Source organism: Achromobacter sp. E1 (genome assembly GCF_037039475.1).
Taxonomy (GTDB): Bacteria; Pseudomonadota; Gammaproteobacteria; order Burkholderiales; family Burkholderiaceae_B; genus Achromobacter; species Achromobacter mucicolens.
In genome coordinates, this window is record NZ_CP146253.1 from 5,932,125 (window position 1) to 5,949,518 (window position 17,394).

Here is a 17,394-nt window from a genome sequence, read left to right on the forward strand (position 1 = left end):
GTATCCTGAGCGCCGGGCTCAGGCGTCCGCCTGCTCGGCGGGCAGGCGGTACCAATACGCGTAACAGTCTTTGAATCCGTAGCGGTCATACAGGGTCCGCGCGGCGATGTTTTCCGGCTCGACCTGCAGATAGGCCGTCCTGGCGCCGCCGGCAGCCCCTTCGGCCAGCAAATGCCCCACCAGGACAGCGGCGTAACCTTTGCGCCGATGTCCCGGGTGGGTAACGATGTCGAACAGGCCGAGCAGGTCGCCTTCACGCACGGCCATTCCCGCAGCGACCACCTGCCCCACCGCGTCGGTGGCGAGCACCGGCTGCTTATCCACAGCCAGACCGGCAAGGCGCGCGTGGTGTTCGGCGATATGCGCGGCCGATGAGCCGCGCAGCGCCTCGACCGCCGCCGCAAAGCGCTCGGCATCGACCTTGCTGAAATGCAGATCGCTCCTGACACTTGCGCGGGGAGCGAGCGGCGTGCTCATGACGCGAGTCTCACCGGTGTAGAGATAACCGCGGGCCTCCAGCTCGGCGTCGAGGGAAAAATCGGGGCCGATGGAGGTGATGCGCAGCACCATGGGCAAACCCTGGCGCGCATACAACGATGAACAATACGCCAGCCGCTCATCCAAAGGACGTGTGGATAACCCCAGCACATTGACGCTTCGGACCCGCTTGGCCGGCGATTGGGCAAAACGCACAAGCCAGCCATCATAGATCACCTGCGCGCCCACGGCAGTGGCGTTCAGCGCCGCGTCTTCCAGCCGCACGCGCAGCGCATCGCGCACGTCGGCGGGCGGCGTGGAGAGGGTTGGCTGTGGCGGGAAAAAGAGCGCGGCGTCAGGCATCGGGGACGGCTAGTTCAGGTCTTTCCTGACGCGTTCGATCATTTCGGCACCGAACGAGATGTACGCCTGCGCGCCGCGTGACGCGCGGTCATACACAACACCCGGCATGCCGTAACTGGGTGCTTCGGCCAGGCGCACGTTGCGCGGCACGACGGTCTTGAAGACCTTGTCGCCGAAGTGCGATTCCAACTGCGCGGACACCTGCTGTTGCAGCGTCATGCGCGGATCGAACATGACCCGCAGCAAACCGATGACGCGCAGGTCGTCGTTGATGTTGCGATGCACGCGCTTGATGGTGTTGACGAGGTCCGACAGGCCTTCGAGCGCGAAATATTCGCACTGCATGGGAATGATGACGCCATGCGCGGCCGCCAGGCCGTTCAAGGTAAGCAGGGACAGCGTGGGCGGGCAGTCGATGAGCACGAAGTCGTACTGGGTCGCGACGGTGTCGATGGCGGCCTTCAGTTGGCGCTCGCGCTGGTCCATCTGCACCAGATCGATCTCGGCGCCGGACAGTTCGCGGTTGGCCGGCAGCACGTCGTAGCCACCGGACTCGGACTTCACGCGCGCCTGCTCGATGGTGGTCTCGCCGATCAGCACCTGGTACAGATTGGACTCCAGCGAGTTCTTGTCGATGCCGCTACCCATCGTGGCATTGCCCTGCGGATCCAGATCCACCAGCAGCACGCGCTGATTGTGCGTGGCAAGACCCGCCGCCAGGTTGATGGCGGTCGTCGTCTTGCCCACGCCGCCCTTCTGATTGGCAATGCAGAAGACGCGGGCGGATGTGCTGGGGGGTATGTTCTTCATAGGGTTCCTTGACTGCGGCGCATCCAGATCAGGCAGCGTTCTGCTTGCAGCTCCGGCACCTGGAGCGGCTGAATATGGTCGACTTGCCATTCCCCGCGCGCGTGCAGCGCCTGGATTTCTTCTTCGGGGACCTTGCCCTTCATGGCGACGAGGGTACCATTCTTGGCTACATGGCGACCCGCGAGTTGCGCAAAATCATCCAATGATGCAAACGCTCGCGAGGTGACGATGTCGCACTCGGCGGGATCCAGCGTTTCAATGCGCGCGTGCCGCGATTGCAGGTTGGGCAAACCCAGCGCGCCGCTCATCTGGCGCACGAACGCGGTCTTCTTTTCGACGGCGTCGACGCACGTCACGGACCAATGGGGCTGCATGATCGCCAGAACGACGCCAGGCAGGCCGCCACCCGATCCGACGTCGAACACCTTGGCAGGCGCGTCGGGCGCGGCCAGCGCCTCGCTGAAGGGCTTTACGGCCGCGAGACTGTCGAACAGATGCTGCACGAGCATCTGCTGCGGATCTCGAATGGCGGTCAGGTTGTAGGTGCGATTCCAGCGCTGCATCTGCGCCAGGTAATTGAGCAGTTTGGCGACGGCGTCATCGTCGGGGCGCAGGCCGAGCTGCTCGCATGCACGAGTGAGTCGGCCGGCCATGTCGATGCCGGCCTGATTGGCGGGCGCGCTCATGCCGCTTGCTTGCGCGAGCCGTAATGCAGGCGCTTCAGATGAATGAGCAGGAGCGAGATGGCAGCTGGCGTGACGCCGGAAATGCGCGCGGCCTGGCCGATCGTTTCCGGACGATGCGTCTTGAGCTTCTGGCGCACTTCAAAGGACAGGCTGGTCACGGCGTCGTAATCCACGTCCGCCGGAATCGGCTGTTGTTCATGGGCGATGTGCTTTTGCACTTCGTCCTGCTGCCGTGCGATGTAGCCGGCGTACTTGACCTGGATCTCGACCTGTTCCGACAGCACGTCGTCTTCAACGACCCCCGGGCCGGCGAGCAACGAGCCATCGGCGTTTTGGGCGCCCATCAAGGCTTCGTAGGACACGTTCGGCCGTTTCAGCAGGTCAGCGAGTGAGTACTCACGTTCAATTGCCTTGCCAAGCAGCGGTTCGGCGACCTCGGCCGGCAGCAGGCGCGGATTTACCCACGACGACTTCAGGCGCTCGACTTCGGCCGCAACCGCGTCACGCTTGCGGTTGAATGCGTCCCACCGTGCATTGTCGACAATTCCGAGCTGCCGGCCGATTTCGGTCAGGCGCAGATCGGCATTGTCCTCGCGCAGGCTAAGACGATATTCGGCGCGCGAAGTGAACATGCGATAGGGTTCGGTCACGCCACGGGTGACCAGGTCATCGACCAGCACGCCCAGGTAAGCCTCATCGCGGCGCGGGGTCCACTGTTCGCGTTCCTGCGCCTTCAGGGCCGCATTCACGCCAGCCAGCAATCCCTGCGCGGCGGCTTCTTCGTAGCCGGTGGTGCCGTTGATCTGGCCGGCGAAGTACAGACCTTCGATGGCCTTGGTCTCGAGCGTGCTCTTGAGTCCACGTGGATCGAAGTAGTCGTACTCGATGGCGTAGCCGGGCCGCATGATGTGCGCATTTTCCAGACCGGGCAACGAGTGGATCAGATCCAGCTGCACGTCGAACGGCAAGCTGGTGGAGACGCCGTTGGGATACACCTCGTGCGTGTCCAACCCTTCCGGTTCAAGAAACACTTGGTGGGACTGCTTGTCTGCGAAGCGGTGGATCTTGTCTTCGATGGACGGGCAATATCGCGGACCCACCCCTTCGATGACGCCGCTGTACATCGGCGAGCGATCCAGACCGCCGCGAATGATGTCGTGCGTGCGCGCGTTGGTGTGGGTGATCCAGCACGGCAGCTGGCGCGGATGCATGGCCACGTTGCCCATGTACGAAAACACGGGAATCGGGTCCAGGTCACCGGGCTGCTCTTCCAGGATGGCGTAGTTGATGGTGCGCCCGTCAATGCGCGGCGGCGTACCAGTCTTGAGGCGGCCTTGGGGAAGCTTCAGTTCCTTCAGGCGCTGCCCCAGCGAAATAGCCGGCGGATCGCCGGCGCGTCCGCCCGAATAGTTCTGCAGACCTACGTGAATCAGCCCGTTGAGGAATGTGCCGGCGGTCAACACGACTGTCTTGGCCCGGAACTTCAGGCCCACCTGCGTCACGGCGCCAACGACGCGATCGCCCTCCACCATCAGGTCCTCAACCGCCTGCTGGAACAGCCACAAGTTCGGCTGGTTCTCGAGGCGGCCCCGGATGGCCTTGCGATACAGCACACGATCCGCCTGCGCGCGCGTGGCACGGACAGCCGGCCCCTTCGAGCCGTTCAGGATTCGGAACTGGATGCCGGACTCATCCGTGGCCAGTGCCATGGCCCCGCCGAGGGCGTCCACCTCTTTGACGAGGTGCCCCTTGCCGATTCCGCCGATGGACGGATTGCAAGACATTTGGCCAAGGGTCTCGATGTTGTGCGTGAGCAGCAGCGTCTGCGCACCAGTACGGGCTGCAGCCAGAGCCGCTTCGGTGCCGGCGTGGCCGCCGCCGACGACGATGACATCGAATTCGCGGGGATAGTCCATGATGGGGGAAGGTAAAGAAGAGAGCGTTCGGCGCTCATTATAGAGGCAGGGGTTGCATGTTTCACGTGAAACATTTTGGGGAGTGTGTTTTGCGCCAAAGGGCCTTTATCGGGTAGCGCGAGAACCCGTGGGCCGCGGACGGACGGGTCTGAAAGTATCGGCATCTGCCGGTGTCATGGGCTGATGTTCCACGTGAAACATACCCGTCGCTTGTCGACTGAGTACGCCGCCGCAACGCTCTTGCGTTGTTTCACGTGGAACATTCATTTATTGAGGACCTGGTGGTTCGTGTAGGTGGCCAGATGCATCCGCGCGAGGACTCAAGTCCGCACCTATAGCGCCTGCTCCGCCATCCCCCAGGTGAAGTCCGGGCCTGTGGGTCGAGGCGGCAGGCGAGTCTTGGAAGAACTGGGCAATGGGCATGGGAGTGTTTCACGTGGAACATTACGCGGGACATCATCGACTCGCCAGCGAGCCACGATTCGTCCATCGTTGGACCCTACGGCTGGCTCCATACTTATCTCCCCTCGCCCACCGTCAGCATCGTTGCGCATAGGACGTGTAGCCAGTTTGAGACCTCCCAAAGGCGCGCGGGGACAGCACAGATTGCCGTCAGCTATGTAGAGGTCAGGTAAGTCCGTCCACCGCCCGAGCATTCGGACTAGAGGCAATCATTCCTCGCTTCATAGTGCGCCTATTCGGGCCGCGGACCAACGGGTGTTTCACGTGAAACAAGCGCTTAGCGCGAGGCGGTTGCCAATGGGGCACATCGCTAAGTGGCAGTAATGCGGGCCAATCGGTGCGACATGGAGAGGTGAGATGGATGCCGAGATATACCTCGAGTACCGAAGTCCAGAACCGCCTTCACCAGCCGAAGCCCGATGCGCACCAGTGTTGTTCAACACCATCTAGTGTTTCACGTGGAACACTGTGCGCCAATGGACGTCCGTGGTTATCGTCGATGTACTCGATGCTAGCTAGCCTTCGATTGTTCGATCCAGCGTTCGATCGTCCCAACTAATTTTCGGTGTTCTGTCGGTGATTGATATGGCTGTGGTATTCGACGATGCTCCCGCCCAACACCAGCACGGCTAAAGCAACGCGGTCGTCGCTCTTTTGGGCACAAACCGCCCACCCGCCCGACAACCTGAATTCGTGGTCCCGAAAGGCTGCCGAATCCACCGCCACTCGTACCCCGCAAAAGACGGCCGATGTTTCACGTGGAACATCCAAGACATAGATTCCGCGGCTGGTCGGCAGCTATGTTCCACGTGAAACACCCAAAGCAGCCGGCGTCTACCCGCCGCAACATCTCACTCTCCGTGGGACGGCCCACATCAATAAGCAACGCATCGACCAGCAGCGTGTGCCCCAGGAAAAGTAAGAAAGCAGAAAAATATCGATTTATTCCACCCTACCCTACCCCTAGCCCGAAAAAATGAATTTTTTGGACCACAGCGGCTGGACAAAACCTCAGCGGATGATTCGAAAGCCGCATTAAAGTTCCCCAGCGTAGCCAACCAGGCAGCCGAATGCGGCAAGCGAAACGGTTCTCACATTCCGTTCCGACGGCCGGCAGCATGAAACGCAAACACAGGTTGATGCCAAGCGAACGACAAGCGGGAACCACGAAGCATGCGTTCCCAGCGTAAGACCTAGGGCTTATCCACAGACAGCGGTTAACCGCAGCGCAGTATGAAAAGGTTCGAATTGCTCAACGCCAGACTCGGGTTACGCACATTCTTATCAACAGGCCGTCAACGGTGCAAGCCGGTACACGCCATGCATTGAAGACCCGTGCGTACCATCGACAACAGCAAAAGCCACCGAAGGCCTAACTCCAGCGGGATCCCGCAACACCAGCAGACATGGCTGGCTTCAACGGCTGTTTTATCCACAGCACCAGCAGCACGTTCTACTGACGTCGGCCTCATACCAACATCTCTTTGATGGGCATGCTCATGCCAGCGCGGACTGCGGCTACGCTGATCAAAATCGGCGGCGTACATCGGCATGTTGCTGCCGGCCGCCTTGAGCAAACTCGCCGCGCAGATTACTGGGGGGCACGTTATTCACAAAATTATCCCCACCCCAGAAATCCACTGAAACGCACATGCCCAGGGCATCGATCTTCATTGGCCCGACAATCATCTTGCTCGGTCTCTGACGCCCACGCCATCATCCATATGGCCGAGACGACAACACTTCATGTGAAACGCTGTGGAAAAGTCGGCGGAAGAAGTTCTATAAGCAATTCTCCGCGCGACTAGTGCGCGCAGGCATCGTTGGGACAATCCAGTGCCCGGCTCCTGTCCGACCCTCTCGAATCAGCAACGCAACGTGCCGCGCCAACCACTTGGTGAAGCTCGTCGTGCGCACGCCAGGCATCGGAGTACTTCCGCAATTTCCGTTCCCGGACCCTAACCCATTCGGCGATATCCCCACTTCTATCCACAGGCGCAGACCGCCAATTTGGACTCCAGAAGGCGTAATTCTGTGCATAACCGGGATGGGGATATCTTTGTGAACAACAGTCAGGATTCAGGCCCGGACGCGTCAACCCAAACCCGAAAAGCGCGCCTGTCTGCGCAAGAAAGATCGGGCAGGTCAGCGGAAAATAATGCGCAGATCCCCGAGTTTCCCTATGAGAACGCGGATTAAACCCTCTCTCCAGCGCTCGGACGCAGGCAAACTGATTATTCACGGGGAACCCAATCGGGTCGCCGTTATTGATGCAGATATCTGTGCAAAACCGGATTGCCCACGGTCCGATTGCTTCATTACTGCGCATCAAAATGAACGACACCGGGAATAATTATCCACAGAGTTATCCAGTGGTCGAGAATATGTTAGTGAACACTAACAGTGCCTGTCTTTAATGGGCACGACCAGACTGCCCGGTGCCGCAAAACGGGAGGCCAAATGAAACAACGCCCCAGACCGGGAGGTCTTGGGGCGTTGTAGCCAGGCCGGGCCTGGCGGACGGGAAATTGGGATTTCCCGATTTAGAGCGGGCGAATGTCGGCCGCTTGAGGTCCTTTCGGACCATCCTTAACTTCGTATTCGACTTCCTGGCCTTCGTTCAGGCTGCGATAGCCGCGACCCTGGATGGCGGAAAAGTGTGCGAACACATCGGTGCCGCCCACGTCCGGCGTGATGAAACCGAAACCCTTGTCAGCGTTGAACCACTTGACTTTGCCCTTCTGAGCCATTTTCTCTAGCGTCCTGTAATTAAATCGAAATGCAATGAATCAAGGACGCCGTGCGAACTGAACGATCGGTGCAAAACCAGTGTTCCCGCTTGTCGCCAGAGCGGCAGACCGAGTCCGCGCGCTGCTTGAATCAACTGCGGAATCAGCATACTCATCCGGCATTACCGAGTCATATAGTTGTTTACCCCAATGTCGCTTTTTTTTCACTGGAACGGCAATACCGCCTGGCGGAATTAGCCTTGCCGACGCGCCAGAATCGCGTAAATGGGACCGGTCACGATCACCACGAAAACCATGCGCGTGACGTGAAAAGCGGTCACCACCGGAACGCCCAATTGCAGCACTTTGGCAGTGATGGCCATCTCTGCAATGCCGCCGGGTGTCGTGCCCAGAATCAGCGTGGGAATTGGTGCGGCGGACCATAGCGAAAGCAAGGCGCCCACGCCAAATGCAAGCGCCAGCGCAAGGATCGTGAAGCCCGCCACCGCAGCCATGAATCGCGGTGCGGCACGAAAGAAGTCGGGGCGATAACGATCGCCCAGCGACCAGCCGATAAGGAGTTGCCCCGCCTTGGGCACAAAGTCCGGCAACGCGGATAGCTCTATGCTCGACGCAGTGATAATCATCGCGACAAGCATGGGCCCCAGCACCCAGGGATTGGGCAGCCGAAATTTCGTGAAGGCAGCGCCGCCCACGATGGTCAGGGCCACCAGCGCCGCAAGCCCCACCGCATGCACATCGCGCGGCCCCGGCACGGTCGGATCCAGCCCCGCCACGCCCCACCACTGAAAGATGAAAGGCACGGTGACCACCACCAGCAAGACGCGCACGCTGTGCGCGGTGGCCACGCGATCGATCCTCGCACCGTGGCGCTCGGCCAGATTGGCCATTTCGCTTGCACCGCCGATGGCCGATGAAAACCACGCGGTTTTGAAGTCCACATCGGTATAACGACGCAGAATCGCGGTGCCCAGAAATGCGAGCGCCAGCGCAAACAACATGCCGGCAATGATGGGGCCGGCGTTGCTGCCGATATGTCCGATGACCTGCGGCGTGAAGTACAGCCCCAGCGAGGCGCCGATGACCCACTGGCCCGCATTGCGAGCTGGCCTCGGGCATGCGGTTGGCAATCCTGCGATCCGGGTGGCCGCGGTCAAAAGCAGCGCGCCCAACATCCACGGCAGCGGCATGTGCGCCCACACCGCCAACAACGCGCCGATCAGCGCAATACAAAATCCGGCCAGCACTCGGGCCATCCTGTTCTGAACCACAATCCCGTCCGCGTTGGAAAACTCTTGAAAATGGAATTATGAGTTAGTGGGATACTTACGAGAAATTTCCTCGGCTACCCGTGTTTACTTCGCGTCCAACATGATCCGCTCCAAACTCCCCGACGTCGGCACCACCATCTTCACCGTGATGAGCCGCCTGGCCATCGAGCACAAGGCCATCAACCTGGGCCAGGGCTTTCCTGACTTCGATCCGGATCCCGCGCTCTGCGCGCTCGTCACCAAGGCAATGGCCGACGGGCACAACCAGTACCCGTACATGCCTGGCGTCGCGCCGCTGCGCGAGGCCATCGCGGCCAAGACGCGGGAACTGTATGGACACGCCTACGATCCCGAAACCGAGATCACCGTGACCAGCGGCGCAACTGAAGCGCTGATGGCTACCGTGCTGGCGGCTGTGGGCAGCGGCGACGAAGTCGTGGTGATCGAACCGTGTTATGACTCGTATCTGCCGGCGATTCGCCTGGCCGGCGGCACCGCGGTTCCCGTGCCGTTGCGCGCGCCCACCGAAGCCGATCCGTACTACCGCATCGACTGGCAGCGCGTGCGCGACGCCATCACGTCCAAGACCCGTCTGTTGATGCTGAACTTTCCGCATAATCCCACCGGTGCGGTGCTGGACGACAGCGACCTGGATGCGCTGGAAGCCATCGTCCGCGACACGGGTGTGCTGCTGGTGTCGGACGAGGTCTACGAACACATTGTGTTCGATGGCAAGCCGCATGCCAGCGTGGCGCGGCGCCCCCTGCTTGCCGAACATGCGTTCGTGATCTCTTCGTTTGGCAAGACGTACCACACCACCGGATGGAAGATCGGTTATTGCTGCGCGCCGCGGCACCTGAGCGCCGAACTGCGCAAGGTGCATCAGTTCATGGTGTTCACCGTGCCCTCGCCCATGCAGTTTGCGCTGGCCGAGTTCATGCGCGATCCCAAGCCCTACCTCGATCTGCCGGCGTTCTACCAGGCCAAGCGCGACCGTCTTTCGCAAGGCCTGGCCAAGACGCGCTTCCGGCCGCTGCCCAGCCCCGGCACGTTCTTCCTGCTGGCTGACTACAGCCAGATCTCGAAGCAGAACGAAGCGGACTTCGCGCGCGACCTGACCGTCAATCATGGCGTGACCGTGATTCCCGTGTCGGCGTTCTACCGCCAACCCGACGCGCCCGAATCCAATCATCGGATCGTGCGCTTCTGCTTTGCCAAGAAGGACACGACGCTGGATGCAGCGCTGGAGCGCCTGAAGCAGGTTTGACTTAAAAACTGAGCAAAAGCTCATATATGAATGGGTGTGTCCGCGTTATGCGGCACACCTGAAAAAAAGGGGCGCCGAAAGGCGCCCCTCAACATTTGCCGGCCTGAATCCGCGCCAGCCCGCGCACCGTCAAGTGCGCGCCACCGCGCCATCAGGCCGGTCCAGCGGCAACCTTTCTTGCGGCCCGCACACGGCGCAGGACCTGCGGCACGATGACGACCGCCGCGGCGCCCGTCCACAGCGCAATGGAGACCGGGCTGGCGAACAGCACACCCACGTCGCCATCCGTCATCGACAAGGCGCGGCGCAGGTTCTGCTCCATCATGTTGCCCAGCACGACGCCCAGCACCAGCGGCGCCATCGGCACGCCGAACTTACGCAGGAAGTACCCAAGCGTGCCGATGCCCGCCACCAGCAGCAGATCGAACGTGCCGGCGTTGATGGCATACACGCCGATGTAGCTGATGCACAGAATGCCCGGCACCATCAGCCAACCCGGCACCGACAGCACTTTGGAGAACAAGCGGACCAGCGGCACATTCATCACGAAAAGCAACACGTTCGCCACGAACAGCGAGGCGATCAGCCCCCACACCAGCTCAGGCTTAGTGTCGAACAGCACCGGTCCCGGCGTGATGTTGTAGAGCGTCAGCGCCCCCATCATCACGGCGGTGGTGCCGGAGCCCGGCACACCCAGCGTCAGCATCGGCACGAACGAGCCGATGGCCGAGGACGTCGCGGCGGCTTCCGGCGCGACCAGACCGCGCATGTCGCCCTTGCCGAATTTGGCGTCGGGATCCTTGGCCTCGATGATGCGCTTTTCCTGCGAATAGGCGACCGCCGCGGCCACGCTGGCGCCAGCGCCAGGCAGCACGCCCACGCCGAAGCCGACCAGCGCGCTGCGCACGACGCTCCACCACGTGAATGCCATCTCTTTCAGGTTGAACAGCTTGCGCCCGCTGGGCTTGACCTCGACGCTGTGGCCAGCCACTACCTTTTCAAGCATTTCCAGCATCTCGCTGACCGCGAACAGCGCAATGACGACCACGACGAAATCGACGCCGTCGGCCAGGTGGACGGATTCGAACGTATAGCGATACACGCCCGAGTTCGCGTCCACGCCCACCACCGAAATGGACAGGCCGATCATCGCGGCCAGCACGCCCTTGACCGGTTGCTTGCCAAGCAGGCTGGTCAAGCAGCAGAACGCGAAAATCATCAGCACGAAGTATTCGGCGGGGCCAAATGCGAGCGCCCATTTCGCCAGCATCGGCGCAAGCAGGATGATGCCCACTACCGACACGATCGCCCCAAAGAAAGCCGACCACGCGGAAAGCGTCAACGCCACGTTGGCCAAACCTTGCCGCGCCAGCGGGTAGCCGTCCAGCGTCGTCATGATGGCGCTGGCTTCGCCCGGCACGTTCAGCAGGATCGCCGTGATACGGCCACCATACTCAGCGCCCACATACACGGCGGCAAGCAGGATCAGCGCCGTTTCGGGCGGTAGATTCATCGCGAAGGCGATGGGGATCAGCATGGCCACGCCGTTGACCGGCCCCAGCCCTGGCAGCACGCCCACCATGGTGCCGATGAAGGAGCCGATGGCCGCGACCAGCAGGTTCGTGAGGGAAAAGGCAACGCCAAAGCCTATCGACAGATGATCGAGAATGTCGCTCATATCAGGTTCTCCAGCAGTCCGCCGGGCAGGACGACGTCCAGCACCTTGTCGAACAGCACGAAAAAGAAAAGACTCATCACCACACCGCCGATCGCGCACTTGATCCAGCTGCCGCCAAAGAGGCGTCCCACGAAGATCGTCATGAGCGAGGTCGCGATCACGAAGCCCAGCCACTGGAAGAGAAAGGCGTAGGCGGTGGCAAATACCACCATCAGCGCGATACGTCCGTTGGCACCTGCCGGATTGCGCTCGACAGCGGGGCCGCCCTTGTAGACGAGCCACAATCCGCACAGGCCGATGATCAGCGCCACGAGCAGGGGAAAGGCGCGCGGGCCGACGGGTTCGTAGGCGAAGGGCGCCTCGATGCTCCAGCCGGCAGCCGTCATGAAGACGGCCAGCGCCAGGGCGGCAATGCCCAGGATTCGATCATTCATGGTCCAGGTTTCCGTTCAAGTCGGATTGCGCGGCGCAGCGGGCCCTGCCGCCGCCCAAGGCGGGCGGCAGGTGTGCCCCTTGCGGGCGCGCTCGGGAATCAGCCTGGCGGCTGGCTTACTTTTTGATCAGGCCAAAGGTGTCGGCGAGCTCGCCGTACTGCTTGACCTGGTTCTTCACGTAGGCGTCCAGTTCGGGGCCGGTCTTGTTGAAGGGGAACAGACCCTGCTGCTGGCGCAGCTTCTCGAACTCGGGCGCGGCCGTGGTCTTGTTGAATGCGTCGACCCAGAACTGGTAATCGCTATCGGACACCTTGGGACCGACGTAGAAGCCGCGGATGATGGGCCAGACGATGTCGTAGCCCTGCTCCTTGGCGGTGGGCACCGAACCCAGCTTGCCCGGCAGGCGCTGGTCGTTGAAGACGGCCAGCACGCGGATGGGGGCGCCGCCCTCAAGCATGGTGAAAGCTTCGGCGGCATCGCCCATGTAGGCCTGGATATGACCGCCGCGCAGCGCCGTCACCGCCTCGCCACCGCCTTCGAACGCGACAAAGCGCATCTTCTTGAAGTCCACGCCCGCCGCCTTGGCGGTCAGCGCCGCCTTCATCCAGTCCTGGCTGCCGACGGTGCCGCCCGCGCCCAGCACGATCTTGGTCGGATCCTGCTTGAAGGCTTCCATCAGGCCCTTCAGGTCGGTGTACGGCGAGTCGTTGCGGACCACGGCCACGCCGTAGTCGGTGCCGATCGCGGCCAGCCAGCGCACGTCGTTGACGTTGTACTTGCCGAACTTGCCCTGCGCCAGGTTGAGCAGCGAGCCGCCGGAGAACGCGACGATGGTGCCCGGCTCGTTCGGATGCTGGGCAACGATGTTGTTGTACGCCACGGCGCCGATGCCGCCGGGCATGTAGACGATGCGCATCGCGGTCTTGAGCGCGCCGCTCTGCTTCAGGCCTTCGGTGGCCAGGCGGCACGTCAGGTCGAAGCCGCCGCCGGGCTGTGCCGGGGCGATGCATTCCGGACGGCGGGGCTCGTCGGCGGCATGCGCCGCGCCGAGGGACAGGGTAATGGCGCCAAGCGCCGCCAGGGCTGCGATGCGCAGCTTCAGACTCGTCTGCATTCTTGCGTCTCCAGGATTTATAGGTCTAGGTATGGCTGGCAGCGGCGCGGCGGCGGTTGATCGCATCCCACGGCTCCAGTGGACGCCACCGTACAAAATCGAACCTTTCCGTAACCTTTCAATTTCGGCCGAAATCGTGACGCGGTGCAGCATCCGGGCCGGATTCAAGGGAAAACACCAAGGCCGCACGCAATCCCGGCTGACCGTTCCGGTTCTCCAGCACGAGGCGCGCGCCGAGGATTTCGGCAATCGTACCCACGATGGCCAGGCCCAGGCCGGCGCCCGACGTGTTCTTGCCCGCCGCGCCCCGCCGGAATCGCACGCAGGCACGGGCAATGTCCTCGTCCGACATGCCGGGACCGTCGTCTTCCACCGCAAGCCGTGCCTGGCTGGCGTCCGCTTCGATCCGTACGGTGACCATGCCGCCGGCGCAGGCATACCGGATGGCGTTGTCGACCAAGTTGCTGACCGCCTCGCGCAACAGCCACTCCGCCCCGCTGACCACGACGGGCCTGCGGTCCGCCTCAAGGCCGATGTCCAGTTGCCGGGCGCGGGCGTTGGGTAATTGGGTCCGGATCACCGCGTCCGCCAGCTCGACCAGGTCCACCGATTCGGGCGCCGAACCGCTTTCCGCCAGCGAGGCGTCTTTAGCGCGCGCCAGAGCGAGCATCTGGTTGGTGGTGCGTACGGCCCTGTCCAACCCCTCCTGCATCGCCAGAAGGGCTGTACGGACCTCCTGGGGGTCTGTTTCGCGCAGGGCATAGGCCATCTGGGTCCGCAACACCGACAAAGGCGTGCGCAACTGATGCGATGCGTCGTCCAGGAACTGCGCCTGCACCCTCCCCAAGGCCGCAAAACGGGCCATGTGGAGATTTATGGCCGCCACCAGGGGCAGGACCTCACCCGGCATCTCGGACGCGCTGACGGGGCTTAAATCGTCTGCAGACCGGCCTTTGACTTCCTGACGCAGACGCTCCAGGGGACGCAAGGCCATGAAAACGCCCAAAACGATCACCAGGACGCTGATGAGGATCACGGCAAGGTCCCGCTCCACCGAGCGCACCAAAACCTTGTGAAGGAACGCCTGGCGGCTTTCCAGGCCCTCAGCGACCTGCACGATGACCCGCCCGCCCTGATTGGCGTACAGCGGCGGATCCATGGGCCGCGCCAGCGCCGCCACCCGGACGGGCTGCCCCTGGTAGGTTGCATAAAAAAACCGCGGCTCGCCCGACACGAGGGGCTGGTCCGGCAGGGGCAGCCCGGGATGGCCGATTTCGGCCAGCCCGTCTTCGGTCGCCACCCGGTAGAACACGCTGCCATTGGCCGTCAGCTCGAAAAATTCAAGCATCAGGTAGGGCTGCTCCATGGCTAATCCACCGCTGGCTGTGGATATGTTGTGGTCGATCGCGCGCAGCGCGCCGGCAAGTGACCGGTCATAGGCAATGTCGACCTGGTTGCGCAACTGGTGGTTGGACAGCCAGAGCGCGCCCATCATCACGAACACCAGGGTCGGGATCAGCCACCAGAGCAGTTGCGTCTTGAGGGTTCGGGCGCGTTTTTTTGCTGAAAAATCAACGCCGTTTTGCGGACTTCTAGTTGTCAACAAGGTTCTCCAGGCAATACCCCATGCCGCGCATGGTCACGATTTGCACACCGGTATCCGCCAATTTCTTGCGCAACCGGTGAACCAGAACCTCGATGGCTTCCAGGTTGACGTCCGCATCGTCGGTGAGGATGCGGTCAAGGATCTGCTGTTTGTTGATGGGTTCACCGCTTTTCTGGATCAACACCCGCAGTACCGCGTGTTCACGTGGGGATAACTGCAAAGGCTGTCCGCTCACGGTGAATTTTTGCGCGGAAGTTTCAAAAACCAGGTTTCCCAGCGTCAGGCGGGGATGTTCGCGCCCGCGGCTTCGGCGAATCAGGGCAATCAGGCGCGCCTCCAACTCTCCCACAACAAAGGGTTTCGGCAGGAAATCGTCCGCTCCCTCGTGAAGTGTTCCGATCCGCTCGGCCAAGGAATCGCGCGCGGTCAAGACCAGAACCGGCGTACGGTCGTCCCGCGCGCGAATCTTCGCCAGCAAAGCATGGCCATCCATGCCGGGAAGTCCCAGATCCAGGATGACCGCATCGAAATCTTCCATGGCCAGCCTTCTTTCGGCGACCAATCCGTCATCAGCCCACTCCACGACGAAGCCGGCATGTCTGGCCAGGCTTCTGGACAGCCAGCGGGCAAGTTCAGCTTCATCTTCGATCAAGAGGATACGCATGGACGCAGTCCGGGGGGCGGTGGATGGGCGGAATGGGAAAGCATGTTTGGCTTTTCCTTTTTTTTTCTTTATATAAAGACTAATGATTAATAAGGGCTGTGGATAACTACCTTAACCTTGAAAACCTCTTTGCTTTCATTGCCTTGCGTCCGTTTTTGCCTGTGCAAGAACTCTGTGTGGGAAAAAAGCTGAAGTTGGACAAGATTTTGGAGCTCGTCCGAAACCCCTGCTTGTTCAACTTGCCTCCACAACATGTGCACAACAGCGCTACTTAGGAGTTATCCACAGGCCTCTTCTGGCAACCGAGCCTTGAAAAGGGCCCTTTTACCCCGGAAAACCGCCCTTCGCCTACCCTGATTTTTGCCCTGGCAGCGCCTCAAAACGGGCCGCTAAGCGACGTTCGGAATCGGGGATTCGAGGGGAGACGCGTACGGATCGCTGACCGTGAACTGAACAAAAAGTGAGCAGAATCCGCCGTAGAATCCGGCCATGGATAGCGACTTGAAACTGCGTCGACCGGCCTGGGCCAGACGGTTGAGACGCGGACTTTTGGCAGAAAATCTGGCCTTGACGTTGTGTGCGGCCGCGTTGGTTGGCGCCCTGGGTGCGCTGTCAACGGTGGTGTTTCGCGAACTGCTGGGCTGGATGCAATTGTTGGTGGGAGGCGGCGAGGTTCCCCATGGCATGGTGTCGCTGGCGCGGGGACTGGATCCCTGGCAGCGGTTTCTGATGCCAGCGGCCGGGGGCGCGATAGCCGGCCTGATCCTGCAGGCGGCCACCCGATGGCTGCCCCGGCGCGGGGCCGCCGACTATATGGAAGCCATTTCCATCGGACGTGGCGTCATCGGCTTTCGTCAGACGGTCGCGCGCAGCCTGTCCTCCATTTTTTCGATCGGATCCGGCGCATCCATCGGCCGCGAGGGGCCGATGGTGCAACTGGCAGCAATGTGCGCCTCGTTGACGGGCCGCTATCTGGTGCTGCCGCCCCGCCATCTCAGGCTGCTGGTGGCCTGCGGCGCCACCGCAGGCATCACCGCGGCGTACAACGCGCCGATCGCGGGCGCGGTGTTCATTTCCGAAATCGTGTACGGCGTGATTTCAACGGCGACGCTGGTGCCGCTGGCCGTCGCTTCTGTTGTCGCCAACATCGTGACGCGGCAGGTGCTGCACTACGACGCGGTCTTTCAGATGCCGCATTTCGAGTTCGTGTCGGGCTGGGAAGTGATCAATTACCTGGGACTTGGCCTCATCGCCGGCCTGGCCGCACCCCAATTCCTGCGGTTCCTGGACTTTTCCCGCGCGGCGTTTCGCCGGTTGCCGTTTCCGATCTGGGCCAGGATGGCGGCAGGCGGGCTGGTCGTGGGGGCGCTGTCTGTGATCGATCCCGCGGTGTGGGGCAACGGCTACAGTGTGGTGAACAGCATGCTGCATACGGATTGGGCATGGCAGGCGGTGGCCGCCCTGCTGCTGCTCAAGACATTGGCCACGGCGGCCAGCGTCGGGTCCGGCGCCCTGGGCGGCGTCTTCACGCCGACCTTGTTCGTGGGGGCGGCGCTGGGCGCCCTGTATGGGACTGCGCTGCAGGGCCTGTTTCCAGCCGGCAGCCTGTCGGCCGTGTCCAGTTATGCGGTCGTGGGAATGGGGGCGCTGTTGGCGGCCACCACGCATGCGCCGCTGATGTCGATCTTGATGATCTTCGAGATGACGCTGAGCTATGAAGTCATGTTGCCGCTGATGCTGGCGTGCATGACGGGATACGTGATTGCGCAGGGCATCCGGCCGGCGTCTGTCTATGCGAAATCGCTGGCGAACAACCGGATTCCGGCTCACCTGATGGCAAAAAAGGGTAGACCGATAAATTACGAGTAAAAGCTCATATATTCGGTTTGTCCGTTC

Annotated in this window: 14 protein-coding genes; 2 read left to right on the forward strand and 12 right to left on the reverse strand. The window is 61.8% G+C overall.

Going from position 1 to position 17,394, the window contains the following annotated elements:
- Positions 1–18 precede the first annotated feature (18 nt).
- From V6V88_RS27450 to V6V88_RS27480, 7 genes are all read right to left on the reverse strand, one after another.
- The gene (locus V6V88_RS27450; RefSeq protein WP_338617097.1) at positions 19–840 is read right to left on the reverse strand and encodes a GNAT family N-acetyltransferase; all 822 of its coding nucleotides are present in this window, start codon (positions 838–840) and stop codon (positions 19–21) included.
- A 9-nt stretch (positions 841–849) separates the two neighbouring features.
- Positions 850–1,650, reverse strand: coding sequence for an AAA family ATPase (locus V6V88_RS27455; protein WP_062839281.1), 801 nt, complete (start codon positions 1,648–1,650; stop codon positions 850–852).
- Positions 1,647–2,336, reverse strand: a complete 690-nt coding sequence (gene rsmG / locus V6V88_RS27460) for a 16S rRNA (guanine(527)-N(7))-methyltransferase RsmG (protein WP_062839282.1) — start codon at positions 2,334–2,336, stop codon at positions 1,647–1,649. Before rsmG ends, V6V88_RS27455 begins: the two co-directional genes overlap by 4 nt.
- Complete coding sequence (gene mnmG / locus V6V88_RS27465) at positions 2,333–4,252, reverse strand: tRNA uridine-5-carboxymethylaminomethyl(34) synthesis enzyme MnmG (RefSeq protein WP_062839283.1); 1,920 nt, start codon at positions 4,250–4,252, stop codon at positions 2,333–2,335. Before mnmG ends, rsmG begins: the two co-directional genes overlap by 4 nt.
- Before the next feature lie 1,989 nt (positions 4,253–6,241).
- Positions 6,242–6,388 (reverse strand): hypothetical protein, encoded by a 147-nt coding sequence (locus V6V88_RS27470; RefSeq protein WP_175156988.1) that lies wholly within the window; start codon positions 6,386–6,388, stop codon positions 6,242–6,244.
- Positions 6,389–7,257: 869 nt separating this feature from the next.
- Positions 7,258–7,464 carry a cold-shock protein gene (locus V6V88_RS27475; protein WP_056320589.1) on the reverse strand — a complete coding sequence of 69 codons (207 nt, stop codon included), beginning with the start codon at positions 7,462–7,464 and terminating at the stop codon, positions 7,258–7,260.
- Positions 7,465–7,697: 233 nt separating this feature from the next.
- The gene (locus V6V88_RS27480) at positions 7,698–8,720 is read right to left on the reverse strand and encodes an AbrB family transcriptional regulator (RefSeq protein WP_338617100.1); all 1,023 of its coding nucleotides are present in this window, start codon (positions 8,718–8,720) and stop codon (positions 7,698–7,700) included.
- A gap of 115 nt (positions 8,721–8,835) precedes the next feature.
- Between V6V88_RS27480 and V6V88_RS27485 the strand changes: the two genes are divergently transcribed.
- Complete coding sequence (locus V6V88_RS27485; RefSeq protein ID WP_175235703.1) at positions 8,836–10,002, forward strand: pyridoxal phosphate-dependent aminotransferase; 1,167 nt, start codon at positions 8,836–8,838, stop codon at positions 10,000–10,002.
- A gap of 151 nt (positions 10,003–10,153) precedes the next feature.
- Here the strand turns inward: V6V88_RS27485 and V6V88_RS27490 are convergent, their stop codons facing one another.
- From V6V88_RS27490 to V6V88_RS27510, 5 genes are all read right to left on the reverse strand, one after another.
- The gene (locus V6V88_RS27490) at positions 10,154–11,680 is read right to left on the reverse strand and encodes a tripartite tricarboxylate transporter permease (protein WP_338617102.1); all 1,527 of its coding nucleotides are present in this window, start codon (positions 11,678–11,680) and stop codon (positions 10,154–10,156) included.
- Positions 11,677–12,114: a tripartite tricarboxylate transporter TctB family protein gene (locus tag V6V88_RS27495; RefSeq protein ID WP_062839287.1), complete on the reverse strand. Its 438-nt coding sequence runs from the start codon at positions 12,112–12,114 to the stop codon at positions 11,677–11,679. Before V6V88_RS27495 ends, V6V88_RS27490 begins: the two co-directional genes overlap by 4 nt.
- A 115-nt stretch (positions 12,115–12,229) precedes the next feature.
- Complete coding sequence (locus V6V88_RS27500; protein ID WP_062839288.1) at positions 12,230–13,228, reverse strand: tripartite tricarboxylate transporter substrate binding protein; 999 nt, start codon at positions 13,226–13,228, stop codon at positions 12,230–12,232.
- Between the two features lie 118 nt (positions 13,229–13,346).
- Positions 13,347–14,723 carry a sensor histidine kinase N-terminal domain-containing protein gene (locus tag V6V88_RS27505; protein WP_338619739.1) on the reverse strand — a complete coding sequence of 459 codons (1,377 nt, stop codon included), beginning with the start codon at positions 14,721–14,723 and terminating at the stop codon, positions 13,347–13,349.
- Positions 14,724–14,820: 97 nt separating this feature from the next.
- Positions 14,821–15,498, reverse strand: a complete 678-nt coding sequence (locus tag V6V88_RS27510) for a response regulator (protein ID WP_338617103.1) — start codon at positions 15,496–15,498, stop codon at positions 14,821–14,823.
- Between the two features lie 489 nt (positions 15,499–15,987).
- On the opposite strand from V6V88_RS27510, the gene V6V88_RS27515 reads away from it, so the two are divergent.
- Entirely contained in the window at positions 15,988–17,367 is a 1,380-nt protein-coding gene (locus V6V88_RS27515) for a ClcB-like voltage-gated chloride channel protein (RefSeq protein WP_338617105.1), read from the forward strand.
- Positions 17,368–17,394: the final 27 nt, after the last annotated feature.

What these genes read in the sequence shown, in the direction of transcription:
- V6V88_RS27450 (WP_338617097.1), bottom strand. Translation starts at nt 840, where the DNA reads ATGCCTGACGCCGCGCTCTTTTTCCCGCCACAGCCAACCCTCTCCACG.
- V6V88_RS27455 (WP_062839281.1), bottom strand. Translation starts at nt 1,650, where the DNA reads ATGAAGAACATACCCCCCAGCACATCCGCCCGCGTCTTCTGCATTGCC.
- rsmG (WP_062839282.1), bottom strand. Translation starts at nt 2,336, where the DNA reads ATGAGCGCGCCCGCCAATCAGGCCGGCATCGACATGGCCGGCCGACTC.
- mnmG (WP_062839283.1), bottom strand. Translation starts at nt 4,252, where the DNA reads ATGGACTATCCCCGCGAATTCGATGTCATCGTCGTCGGCGGCGGCCAC.
- V6V88_RS27470 (WP_175156988.1), bottom strand. Translation starts at nt 6,388, where the DNA reads ATGAAGATCGATGCCCTGGGCATGTGCGTTTCAGTGGATTTCTGGGGT.
- V6V88_RS27475 (WP_056320589.1), bottom strand. Translation starts at nt 7,464, where the DNA reads ATGGCTCAGAAGGGCAAAGTCAAGTGGTTCAACGCTGACAAGGGTTTC.
- V6V88_RS27480 (WP_338617100.1), bottom strand. Translation starts at nt 8,720, where the DNA reads ATGGCCCGAGTGCTGGCCGGATTTTGTATTGCGCTGATCGGCGCGTTG.
- V6V88_RS27485 (WP_175235703.1), top strand. Translation starts at nt 8,836, where the DNA reads ATGATCCGCTCCAAACTCCCCGACGTCGGCACCACCATCTTCACCGTG.
- V6V88_RS27490 (WP_338617102.1), bottom strand. Translation starts at nt 11,680, where the DNA reads ATGAGCGACATTCTCGATCATCTGTCGATAGGCTTTGGCGTTGCCTTT.
- V6V88_RS27495 (WP_062839287.1), bottom strand. Translation starts at nt 12,114, where the DNA reads ATGAATGATCGAATCCTGGGCATTGCCGCCCTGGCGCTGGCCGTCTTC.
- V6V88_RS27500 (WP_062839288.1), bottom strand. Translation starts at nt 13,228, where the DNA reads ATGCAGACGAGTCTGAAGCTGCGCATCGCAGCCCTGGCGGCGCTTGGC.
- V6V88_RS27505 (WP_338619739.1), bottom strand. Translation starts at nt 14,723, where the DNA reads ATGATGGGCGCGCTCTGGCTGTCCAACCACCAGTTGCGCAACCAGGTC.
- V6V88_RS27510 (WP_338617103.1), bottom strand. Translation starts at nt 15,498, where the DNA reads ATGCGTATCCTCTTGATCGAAGATGAAGCTGAACTTGCCCGCTGGCTG.
- V6V88_RS27515 (WP_338617105.1), top strand. Translation starts at nt 15,988, where the DNA reads ATGGATAGCGACTTGAAACTGCGTCGACCGGCCTGGGCCAGACGGTTG.